Source organism: Ensifer sp. CCNWLY38 (genome assembly GCF_037120565.1).
GTDB lineage: Bacteria > Pseudomonadota > Alphaproteobacteria > Rhizobiales > Rhizobiaceae > Ensifer > Ensifer adhaerens_H.
In genome coordinates, this window is sequence record NZ_JBBBBO010000010.1 from 145,393 (window position 1) to 156,917 (window position 11,525).

The following is an 11,525-nucleotide window of genomic DNA, read 5'->3' on the forward strand; positions in this document are numbered from 1 at the left end:
GCGATGAGCGCTCACACCGCCCACTGGTGAGCAAATCACTACCACTGCACTCTTTGAAACCCGGATTCCAAATTCCGACAACTGCGCAGCCCTACTCTGCGCAGGCATTTCAAAAAGAAACAAGTACCGCGTTGCGAATTGGCAACATTGTTATTTTAGCAGTACATTCAAATGTTGATATCCCTCAATAAGCGGGACCTCAAAAAACAAATTCCTGCTCGCGGCGGAAGCCGGGAAGCGGCTTCACCGCAGTGTTGAAGTCGGCACGCTCGGAGGTTTTTCCGTGCTCGTGCACATAGAGTTTAGCGCGCGAAGCGTTGCCAAATCCTTCAACCACCACGAGTCGGCCGCCATCACGCAACTGCTCGAACAGGCCTGCTGGCAGAACCTCTACCGCACCGTGCACGAAGATGACGTCATAGGGCGCTTCGGCAGCGTAGCCCTTCTCGAGTTCACCGGTGACGACCGCGATATTGTCATAGCCGAGACGCGCTAGCGTTTCGGTCGCGGTGGCGGCAAGACCCTGATCGCTTTCGAGCGCGACGACGGAACCGGCAATCAGGGAAAGCAGTGCCGAGGCATAGCCGGTACCGCAACCGATCTCGAGCACGACGTCGGACTTGGAGATCTCGGCAAGCTGCAGAAGCTTGGCAAGCGGCGAAGGCTCCATCAGGAAGCGCGGCGCTCCGCCGTTGGCGGCGTCAAGCGCGATGTCGGTGTCGATATACGCGAGCTCCTTCATCTTCGCGGGCACGAACTCCTCGCGCGGCACGGTGAGGAAGGCGGACAAGACCGAGTGAGACGTCACATCCGTGGTCCGGATCTGGTTGTCCACCATCTTGGTGCGCGCTGCTTCGAAATTCATGCTGGTGCCCTCGTATCCGGATAGGCGCGGCGCCGCTTTTCGGAGACGCCCGCGCGATCGTCTTGTGGCTCTCAACGGAAAGCCTTTGACGTAAGCTCTTAAATCGCCGCCCCGCGGGATTCAAGCGACAGCGGCAAATTGCGCCGGAAAAACGGGGAAGAAGAGCCCTGATCGGTCAAGGCGGCGGCGCGCGGACACGTGCGCGACGCATTGCTGGCACGTGGACCGCGGGCAAACTCAGCGCCCGGGTGCGCCTTCCAGGCCCACGAGGGCGATCTTGGTGTAGCCGGCGTTCTGGATGAGGTTCATGACCGTCATCAGCTCGCCGTAGTCCACGGCCTTGTCGGCCCGGAGCAGGACGCGCGTCTCCGTGTTGCCCTCGGTCAGGCGCTTCAGCTCGTCGGTGAAGGTCTCACGCGCCGTTTCCTCGTTGCCGATGGCAAGCGCCAGATCGGTTTTCAAGGTCACGAAGACCGGCTTGTCGTCGCGCGGCGCTGGCTTTGCCGCCGATTGCGGCAGATCCACCTTCATATCCACCGTGGCAAGCGGCGCCGCCACCATGAAGATGATCAGCAGCACGAGCATGACGTCGATGAAGGGCGTGACGTTGATTTCGCTGTTCTCGTCCAGATCGCCGCCGTCCTGGCTTACTTTTCCGGCCATGGGTCACCCGATCCGTGCAATGGCCGTTTCGGCATGGACGAAGCCTTCCTGCCGGCGGGGCTGCGCCTTGCGGACCATGCGGTGGTCGAGGTCGCGGCTGACGAGCCGTTCCACGGCGGCCGCAGCATCGGCAAGGATCACCTTGTAGCCACCCACTGCACGGGCGAAATAATTGTAGATCACCACCGCCGGAATGGCCGCAACAAGGCCGATGGCAGTGGCGAGCAGCGCTTCGGCAATACCGGGTGCGACGATCGCGAGATTGGTCGTCTGCGCCTTGCTGATGCCGATGAAGGAATTCATGATGCCCCACACCGTGCCGAAGAGGCCGACGAACGGACCGACCGAGCCGATCGAGGCCAGAATACCGGTGCCGCTCGTCATGCGCTTGCCGGCGCGAACCTCGATGCGGGTCAGCAGCGAAGAGACGCGTTCCTTGATACCGCTCGCAGGCGCATGGTCGACAACCGCTTCCGAACGCACCATCTCGTCGATCGCCGCAGCCACCATCTCGGGTGCTGGGCCCGACTTCCCGTCGAATGCAGTATTGACATCAGCCAGACCGTTGGCGGCTGACAGGAGACGCACCGCCCGCTTGAGGCGCGCCTTGGCGCTGAAAAGCTCGAGTGCCTTGACCAGGAAGATCGCCCAGGTGGCAATGGACGCCACCGCCAGGCCGACCATAACGCTTTTGACGACCAGGTCCGCCGCCATGAACATGCCGATCGGCGACAGATCGTGCGGCAGCACCGGGTTCGCCGCACCTTCGGTCGCAACGGCAGTGCCCTCGACAGCAAGGGGGGCAGTCTCCGGCGAAGCGGCTTGTGGTGCGGGCTGCACCTGAGTGATCGGCGTCGCCTGGTTTACCGGTGCGCTGCCGGTTGCCGTCTGGCCCTCTACGACCGGCGTCGGCGTGGGAGATTGTGCGACAGTGCCCTGAGTGCCGTTCGTAGCCGGGGCTGACGATGCCCCTTCACTCGCTGACTGAGCGAACGCAACCACGGGCATAGCAGCCGATGACAGACCCAGCATTGCGGCTGCCAGCAGATTGATCGTCGATCGAGCTCGGTTCGGCATCTTGTTCCTCACGTACTGGTCCGTTTCGTCATTTCAGAGCGAAGGGATTGCCGCCACCCGTCACATCCCTTGCGTGCTTTCGGGCTCTTTACGCAAAGGGGAGCGGAATGACAAGGATTTGTGGAGTTTATCAATCAAGAATAATTTCGCAACCCGCCCACTCAGGGCGCGACGGGTGTCTGTGGTCAGAAGCCTGGCGAAACTTCCATGAAGGAGCCGGTCCGCCAATCATACGCGCGGTGCCGTTCCCATGGGCGGGCAAGGGTCGTGAATGCCGTTCGAAACTGCATTGCGGGCGGCGCGTGCTCCGTATCCGACCGCGCTCGAATTTCGATTGCGCCCGTGCGACGCAGCGTCTGCGCATTCACAATACGGGCGCGGTTGGTCGGGCACGTCGCGCCATCGACCCGCACCGCAGTCACCACAAGATCCGCCTGGTCGCACAAGGCCGGAAAGAGGCGCGGGTTCTCGAGTGCAAGGATCGTCCAGCCGTAGCCGTTGCGCGCCGCACACCATTGCTTTTCCCGGCAGATGAAGACACCCGCAGCATTCGCCTCGATCGCCGACGACAGATCCGAGCGGATCGCGGCCACTTTTTCCTGGTCGAGCGGCGGAGCGCCCTTCCCGGCCGGCTCCGTAGCCGGATAAGGATCGACAGCTGACGGGGGCGGAAGCATCGCCGGCTTGAGGTGGTCTTCCACCGCGAGGGCCCGTTGCCATTGCGAAAACACGAAATCCGACGGGCGCGTCCTGTTGGTCGCTATCGTACCGTTCGCGATGATGCCGACGAGGCGACCATCCTCGGCAATTACGAGATCGGGCAGACGATCGCGCTCGACTGCGAGGCTGACGAGACCGGCGCTGATCAATACCGCTCCCGACAGAGCCAGCCAGCTCCGCAACACACAGACGAGGACACCGCCTGCGGCAATCAACGCAAAGCCGAAATGCCCGATGCGGCCCGTGACGATCTCGCCGTCGAGAGAGGTTACGAAGCGGGCGATGTCGAGCATCCGGTCGAGGCCCCACGCCATGGCCATCAATGGATAGTGTTCAAGTCCCAACGGCATCAGAAGCATGGCGAACAGGCCGAACGGCATGATCACGATGCTGATCACCGGCATGGTGAGAACATTGGCGAGCAGGCCATAGGCCGGCAACCTGTGGAAATAGGCGATCGAATAGACCGACGTCGCCAAACCGCCGATGAGAGAGGTGATGACAACACCGGCGATCACGCCGGTGACCAGGCCCCTTCGCTTGCCCTGCCTCTCCGCCGCCGGTACCTCCGCCTCCCGTCGCTCGCGCCAGCGCGCATAGCCGGCCACGAGCGCAAGCGTCGCGGCGAAGGACATCTGAAACCCCGGGCCGGCAACCGCCGATGGCGTTATGGCGACGATGACGATCGCCGCGAGAGCAACGTTGCGCAGGCTGATCGACATACGATCGAAGAACACGGCCACGAGCATGATGGAAATCATGATCCAGGCGCGCAGTGCCGACACCGCACCGCCGGAGATGAGAATGTAGAGGCAAACCATCAGCAGTGCGCCGGTCGCCGCAACCTTCTTGATCGGCACACGATGCGCCAGGCCTGGGATCATGCTGAGAACGGTGCGGGCGCCGATCAGAAAGGTTCCGGCGGCCAGCGCCATGTTGAGGCCGGAGATCGCCAGCACATGCGCAAGCCCGGCTTGCCGCAACACCTCGACCGTCTCACGGCTGATTGCCCGCTCTTCCGCGGTCACCAGCGCTGCCGCAAGCGCTCCGGTGTCGCCGCCGATCGATGCACGGATGCGCTCTCCGACAGCCTCCCGCATCGCGGCGATGCTGGTCGCCAGGGATGAAGCGAAGGAAGAGGCCTCTTCCTTTCCTCCGGTCGCAGTCGCTATTCCGCCCGTAGGTGGACCGTAGAAAAACCCGACTGCACCGATCCCCCGAAAGTAGCTGTCAAACGCAAAGTCGTTCAAACCCGGCAATGCCGGACCGGAGGGCGGCGACAGCCGCGCCCTGCCCTCGATGGTCGCACCTATTGGCAGCGGATCTTCCCGGCCCCGCGCCACCAGCGTGACTTTCGTCGGTTGACGGCGCAGGTGCGGCCTGGTCGTCTCGTGAATCTCGACCCCGTAACGCCACTGGCCGCGGTCGTCCTGCTCACGCGAAAACACCACGCCCCGCACGTTCGTTGTCACCGGTGCGTCGAGGATGATCGTATCGGTCCGCGCCGTCTCGGCCGCGACCAGCACCATTCCGGCCACAAACAGTATCGCCCCAATCAGCGGTACCCGCAGCCGTGCAAATTTTCCGATGCATGCCACCGCCGCCATGCCGAAAACGCAAAGCAGCAGTGCAAGTTTGACAATTCCGACGCCAAAAGGGAGCGACAGCCAGGTGAGGACGCCTGAGACCAGCAGCACCGGTATCAACACAAAACCGTGACCGAATGCGCGTTCTTCCTCGATTGCGGAGGCGACCGATGCCTTGACCGTGCGCGGACCGAGGCGCGCCGAGAGCGTCGACATGCCGCGGCGCACCTGTGTCGAAAGCAAGCCGCGCGGCGCATTGGGAGCAAACACGGTAACGGCAGTGGCGGCATCGGAACCGGGCAACATGAAGCTGCCGCGCTCAGCGTCCTGCGACGCCTGCCGCCTTTCAGTATCGCTCATTGCGCCAGCGCTCTTTCCCCCGAATACCCCGTCGATCATGCAACCAAAGGCACATAACCGCAACCGATGCGCTATCTGCTGAAAAAAGCGGCAAACCTATATAGAATGGTACCGCACCATCATCCGACGAGATTATTGATCTCCTTGGACTTATTGCCGTAACATGCCATTGTTGCGTCGCCATATGCACATTTTCGCATCGCACAATTTGCCTTTCGTACAGCTTGGCAGTCGAAAATAAATCATATAGCAAATTCGCAACGTTCATTGTCGTGGCATGTCTCTATGCCACGTTGCCATAAGACGGAGGGTCCGATGACTGAAAAAACCGCGGTTGTAACACTCGATGGAAAGTCTGCGGATCTTCCGGTGCGATCGGGGTCCATCGGCCCTGACGTCGTGGACATCGGCTCGCTCTACAAGCAGACGAAAATGTTCACCTACGACCCGGGCTTCACGTCGACGGCGTCGTGCGAATCCAAGATCACCTATATCGACGGCGACGAAGGCGTGCTCCTGCACCGCGGCTACCCGATCGAGCAGCTTGCAGAACATGGCGACTTCCTCGAAGTCTGCTACCTGCTGCTCTACGGCGAACTGCCGACGAAGGCACAGAAGGCCGACTTCGATTATCGGGTCACGCACCACACCATGGTGCATGAGCAGATGTCGCGCTTCTTCACGGGCTTCCGCCGCGACGCGCACCCGATGGCTGTCATGTGCGGCTGCGTCGGCGCACTTTCGGCCTTCTATCACGACTCGACCGACATCACCGATCCGCATCAGCGCATGGTTGCCTCGCTGCGCATGATCGCCAAGATGCCGACGATCGCGGCAATGGCCTACAAGTACCACATCGGCCAGCCCTTCGTTTACCCGAAGAACGACCTGGACTACGCCTCGAACTTCCTTCGCATGTGCTTCGCCGTTCCGTGCGAGGAATATGTCGTCAACCCGGTTCTGTCGCGCGCCATGGACCGTATCTTCATCCTGCACGCCGACCACGAGCAGAACGCGTCGACCTCGACGGTCCGTCTGGCCGGCTCGTCGGGCGCAAACCCGTTCGCCTGCATTGCTGCCGGTATCGCCTGCCTCTGGGGCCCGGCCCACGGCGGCGCCAACGAAGCGGCGCTCAACATGCTCGCCGAAATCGGCACGGCCGACCGCATTCCGGAATTCATTGCGCGCGCCAAGGACAAGAACGATCCGTTCCGCCTCATGGGCTTCGGCCACCGCGTCTACAAGAACTACGATCCGCGCGCCAAGATCATGCAGAAGACCACGCATGAAGTGCTGGCGGAACTCGGCCACAAGGACGATCCGCTGCTCGAAGTCGCGATGGAACTCGAGCGCATCGCGCTGACCGACGAGTACTTCATCGAGAAGAAGCTCTATCCGAACATCGACTTCTACTCCGGCATCACGCTGAAGGCGCTGGGCTTCCCCACCACCATGTTTACCGTGCTCTTCGCGCTCGCCCGCACCGTCGGCTGGATCGCGCAGTGGAACGAGATGATCGAAGATCCGGAACAGCGCATCGGCCGGCCGCGCCAGCTCTATGTCGGCGCCCCGCAGCGCGATTACGTCCCGGTCTCCAAGCGCTGATCGGTATCAGCCAAGAAAAACGAAGCCCGGTCAGCGATGACCGGGCTTTTATTTTGTCGGTCCGGGAACATCGGTTCGAACCCCGTCTCCCATCGGGCTGGCCGCAAGCAATGCCGGTCGCAAACCGGCTCCGCCGGCGGGATTCTTGCCCACACTTACGACGACGTCGACGCATCGAGCGAGCATCGCGCTCGCTCAAGGATCTATGAAGCTTACCTATTGTTCTTCTTGAGATAGCCAAGAACAATCTCGGCTGCCTTCTCACCGGGCGGATGAATTGTCGCCATGCGCTGTTGCACCAGTGCATAACCATCCAGCATCGAGGCGCGCTGCGCCGTTGCACCCGAAAGCCGCTCCATCCAACGCGTCAAGGCACCAGGGCGGATGGACTCGCCGAAGTATTCCGGCACGATGGGGAAGTCTGCGATCAAATTCGGCAGCGCGCCGCTCCAGATGCGGATGCGCTTGTGCAAGAGCTTCACCAGGAAATCGGGATCGTAGGTTGAAACGACGGGAACGCCGGCGAGCGCCAGTTCCAAGAGAACCGTTCCCGAGGCAGCGATCGCCGCATCGGCCCGATCGAAAGCGGCCCATTTTTCCGCCGCCCCTACGGTGATCTCCGGCTGGATGGGCCAGGATGCCGTAATTTCGCGCACCAGCTTTTCCTGCCGCGAAACGGTTGGCAACAGAAAGCGAATGCCGGGATGTCGGCCGGCAAGCTCCTCGACCACCCGGCCGAAGGTGGGCAACAGGCGGCCGACCTCACTCGAGCGGGAGCCCGGCAGAAGGAGGCACGTCGCGACCCGACCATCGATGGCGCCGGCAAGGCGCTGCTGGCGGCTCGCGCGAACCGCGAGCACATTCGCATCGCTTGCGAGGCGGTGACCGACATAGGTCGTCGGCGGGCCCTGCAACTTCTCCATCGCCTGCGGTTCGAACGGCAACACGGCCAAGACGTGATCAACATAGCCACGCATGCGCGGCGCGCGTTCCGGCTTCCAGGCCCAGACGCTCGGGCAGACATAGTTGATGACGGGCACATCCGGCAGCGCCGCTCGGACCTTGCGTGCCACGCGGTGGGTAAAGTCCGGGCTGTCGATGATCAGCAACGCATCGGGGCGCGCGGCGATGATCGCCTTTGCCGTCTGGCGAATGCGCATGATGAGCTTCGGCAATCGTGCCAAGACCTGGGTGAACCCCATGATGGATAGTTCGGAATAGTCGAAGAGCGATCGAAGGCCCTCGGCCTCCAGCGCCTCGCCGCCGACACCGACGAGCTCTATCGTGCTGCTGCTTTGCGTTCGAAGCGCCCGGACGAGATCGGCGCCCAGGAGATCGCCGGAAACCTCGCCTGCGATGACTGCAAGCTTGTAGCTGGATGCACTCATCGCTCGGCTCCTTTGGCCGATCGTTCGACACCGGCGACAAACAGACCCGCGCGATTGGCGACATCAATCACGTTGCCGCGCTCCAGGACCAGAGCCCTGCCTGCTTCGACCGCGATGCCGGCGAGACCGGCCTTTTCTGCAAGTGCAACGGTCGACGGCCCGATCGACGGGAGATCGGCGCGCAAATCCTGCCCGGGCTTGCAAAGCTTGACGAGGACCCCTCGCCGGCGAGAAGAGACACGGCCCTCGGCCTTCAGGGCGACGACACGCTCCAGCATAGAATCGGTACCTTCAGCGCCCTCCAACGCCACGACGCGCCCGCCGACGGCCACAGCACCCTGCCCCACATCGAGCGCGCCGAGCGCGTTGGCGGCAGCGATGCCCGCCTCGATGTCACGGCGATCGTCGGCATCAGGTGTCACCGCCCCGATCGGTCCCGGTTCTGCCAGGAGATTGGGCACCACTTCATGAACGCCGATGACATGGGCGCCACTGGCTTCGATCAGTGCCATCGCCATGCGCAAGACGGCGTCGTCTCCACCGGACATCAGCGTCTTCAAGACGGCCGGGATCTTTGCCAGCGTTCTCAGCGTCGGGCGAATATCACGCCATTCCGGCCGGCGGCGAACCCAACCCGACAGGACGACGCGATCGATCCCCTCTTCCTTGAAGGTACGGCTGATATTGGCGAAGTCGCCGATCCCGAGCACGGAATGATCGAAGCCGACCCAATCGGCTTCTTCCGCCTCTCGCGACAATGCGATGATGAAAGGATCTTCGCCGCGCGCGCGCACAGCTTCGGCTACGTGGTGCGGTAGCGCGCCACCGCCGGCGATGATTGCGAGCCGACCGCCGGTCGCTGCGTGGCCCGCAGCAGCCGACATCACGCTCACGCCTTGCCGCGAGACGGCGACGATAGTGCCCGGTCGCTCTCGGCCGCGATGAAATCGAGAATTTCGACGACCGGTGCGCAGTCGGCATATTCTTCGCGAATGGCCGCCGCATTGGCGCGGATCGACTCCGGGCCTTCAAAGATCTGCTTGTAGGCGCGACGAACGACATGGATCGTCGCACGGTCGATCCCGGCTCTCGTCATGCCCACTACGTTCAGCCCGCTCAGTATGCCCGGATTGCCGTTGAGCATACCGTAGGGAATGACGTCGTAGCTGACGGCGGACAGGCCCCCGATAAACGCCTGACGGCCGACACGGGTAAATTGATGCACGGCGCAGCCGCCGCCAAGAATGGCGCGGTCTTCAACCGTGACATGGCCCGCCAGCATGACGTTGTTCGACAGGATGATATGGTTGCCGAGCCGGCAATCATGCGCCACGTGCGAATAGGCCAGGAAGAGATTGTTGTCGCCAACGACCGTCTGTCCGCCATGTTCGACAGTGCCCGTATTCATCGTCACGCCTTCGCGGATCGTGCAATTCGCGCCGATCAACAGTTCCGTATCGACGGCACTATGATGAACGCTCTGCGAATCGGCGCCGATCACGGCCTGCGGGAAGATTTTGGTTCCCGTGCCGATCGTCGTACGGCCGGTGACCACGACATGACTGTGAAGCTCGACATCGTCGCCAAGAACGACTTTCGGCCCCACGTGGCAAAAAGGGCCGATCTTGACGTTCTCGCCGATCACAGCGCCGTCTTCGATAATCGAGGACGGATGGATCTTCGCTGTTACTGCAATCATGTTCAGGCGTCTTCCTTGCTGACGATCATCGCGCCGATATCAGCTTCTGCGACCAGTTGCCCGTCAACTTTTGCATCACAGTGAAATTTCCAGATATTGCCGCGCTGCTTCTGCTTCACGACATGGAATTCGACGCGATCGCCGGGAACGACCGGCTTGCGGAAGCGCGCATTGTCGATGGTCATGAAATAGACGAGGTTCGTTCCGCTACCCACCTTGCGGGCACAGATCGCACCGGCCGTCTGGGCCATGCCCTCGACAAGCAAAACGCCAGGCATGATCGGCTGTTCGGGGAAGTGACCGGTGAAATGCGGTTCGTTCGCCGAGACGTTCTTGATGCCGATCGCCGAATTGTCACCGTCGATCTCGATGATCCGATCGACGAGCAGAAATGGGTAGCGATGTGGGAGCAGTTTCAGAATTTCCTGAATGTCCGCCGTACCGAGAACCGTTGCTGCCTCACTCATTCGCGCCGCCCTTCTTCTTTTTCTGTCTGTCGCTTGCCCGCATCGCCATCTCCGCGACATCGCGCAGGAAATCGCGCATCGGGCGCGCCGGAATACCACCATAACGTTCGCCGGCGGGAACATCGCTCGCCACGCCGCTCATCGCCGCGATCTGTACGCCATCACCGATCGTGATATGGCCATTGACGCCACTGCCGCCGCCAATCATCACGCCGTCGCCGATCTTCGTACTGCCTGCAATGCCCACTTGGGCGACGATGCCACAATAGCGGCCAATGCGCACGTTGTGGCCGACCTGGACGAGATTGTCGATCTTCGTCCCCTCGCCGATTACGGTGTCATCCATCGTGCCGCGGTCGATCGTCGTGTTGGCACCGATCTCCACGTGATCCTGAATGATCACGCGCCCGACCTGAACGATCTTGATCATTCCGCCTTTCGGTCCGGGCGCATAACCAAAACCATCCTGCCCGATACGGGCGCCGGGATGGATGATCACGCTGTTGCCGATGAGAGCACAGAGCACGCTTGCGCCAGAGGCAATCGTACAGTCACGGCCGATGCGCACGCCCGGTCCGATAACGGCGCCGGCAGCAATGCGGGTGCCGCGGCCGATTTCGGCGCCGGCTCCGACGACCGCCGTCGGCTCGACCTCGACATCGTCTTCCAGACGCGCAGTCGGATCCACGAAAGCACCCGGCGCCACGCCCTTGAGGCTGGTGTTGCGCGCAGGACGCATCGCGACCTCGTGCAGCAAGGTGCCGGCAAGGGCGAAGGCCGTATGCGGGCGCGCCGTCAGCAGGACCGGGATATGGGCAGGCACAAGGCTGGAGATCGTCTTGTCGCAGATGATCGCGGAAGCCTGACAGGTATCAAGCTCGGCGCGGCTCTTGCGAGACAACATGTAGCAAATGTCGCCGGGCTTGGCCCGATAGACTGGCGCTACAGAATGAATGGTGCTGTCGGCGACCGCTCCATTGCTCAGCTCCGCCCCAATTTGATTCGCCAGGTCACCCAAGCGAATCCCTTTATGGGGCGGAAAAAACCAGTTTTGTTCCATGGACACTCCAGAACGATCTTTTCTGGCAGTTCTGG

At 62.0% G+C, this 11,525-nt stretch carries 10 protein-coding genes; 1 reads left to right on the top strand and 9 read right to left on the bottom strand.

The annotated features are described in order from the left end of the window. Window positions 1-199: 199 nt before the first annotated feature. From V7S54_RS21830 to V7S54_RS21845, 4 genes are all read right to left on the bottom strand, one after another. Window positions 200-865 carry a protein-L-isoaspartate O-methyltransferase family protein gene (locus tag V7S54_RS21830; protein ID WP_065376935.1) on the bottom strand — a complete coding sequence of 222 codons (666 nt, stop codon included), beginning with the start codon at window positions 863-865 and terminating at the stop codon, window positions 200-202. A gap of 237 nt (window positions 866-1,102) precedes the next feature. Next, a complete protein-coding gene (gene exbD, locus V7S54_RS21835) occupies window positions 1,103-1,528 on the bottom strand; it encodes a TonB system transport protein ExbD (protein WP_065376936.1) in 426 nt (141 codons plus the stop codon). Window positions 1,529-1,531: 3 nt separating this feature from the next. Continuing rightward, window positions 1,532-2,605, bottom strand: coding sequence for a tonB-system energizer ExbB (exbB, locus tag V7S54_RS21840; RefSeq protein WP_234793198.1), 1,074 nt, complete (start codon window positions 2,603-2,605; stop codon window positions 1,532-1,534). A 185-nt stretch (window positions 2,606-2,790) separates the two neighbouring features. Continuing rightward, entirely contained in the window at window positions 2,791-5,271 is a 2,481-nt protein-coding gene (locus tag V7S54_RS21845) for a ComEC/Rec2 family competence protein (RefSeq protein ID WP_065376937.1), read from the bottom strand. Between the two features lie 315 nt (window positions 5,272-5,586). Between V7S54_RS21845 and gltA the strand changes: the two genes are divergently transcribed. After that, window positions 5,587-6,876, top strand: coding sequence for a citrate synthase (gene gltA / locus V7S54_RS21850; RefSeq protein WP_057255779.1), 1,290 nt, complete (start codon window positions 5,587-5,589; stop codon window positions 6,874-6,876). Window positions 6,877-7,088: 212 nt separating this feature from the next. Here the strand turns inward: gltA and lpxB are convergent, their stop codons facing one another. The 5 genes from lpxB to lpxD are packed head-to-tail and all read right to left on the bottom strand — an operon-like array spanning window position 7,089 to window position 11,490. Further along, a complete protein-coding gene (gene lpxB / locus V7S54_RS21855) occupies window positions 7,089-8,264 on the bottom strand; it encodes a lipid-A-disaccharide synthase (RefSeq protein WP_065376083.1) in 1,176 nt (391 codons plus the stop codon). Then, window positions 8,261-9,148, bottom strand: a complete 888-nt coding sequence (locus V7S54_RS21860) for an LpxI family protein (protein ID WP_065376084.1) — start codon at window positions 9,146-9,148, stop codon at window positions 8,261-8,263. The genes lpxB and V7S54_RS21860 overlap by 4 nt, the downstream gene beginning before the upstream one ends. Window positions 9,149-9,153: 5 nt before the next feature. Next, complete coding sequence (lpxA, locus tag V7S54_RS21865; protein WP_141679512.1) at window positions 9,154-9,963, bottom strand: acyl-ACP--UDP-N-acetylglucosamine O-acyltransferase; 810 nt, start codon at window positions 9,961-9,963, stop codon at window positions 9,154-9,156. Window positions 9,964-9,965: 2 nt separating this feature from the next. Further along, a complete protein-coding gene (gene fabZ / locus V7S54_RS21870; RefSeq protein WP_057255771.1) occupies window positions 9,966-10,430 on the bottom strand; it encodes a 3-hydroxyacyl-ACP dehydratase FabZ in 465 nt (154 codons plus the stop codon). Beyond that, window positions 10,423-11,490: a UDP-3-O-(3-hydroxymyristoyl)glucosamine N-acyltransferase gene (gene lpxD / locus V7S54_RS21875; RefSeq protein ID WP_065376086.1), complete on the bottom strand. Its 1,068-nt coding sequence runs from the start codon at window positions 11,488-11,490 to the stop codon at window positions 10,423-10,425. Before lpxD ends, fabZ begins: the two co-directional genes overlap by 8 nt. Window positions 11,491-11,525 lie beyond the last annotated feature (35 nt).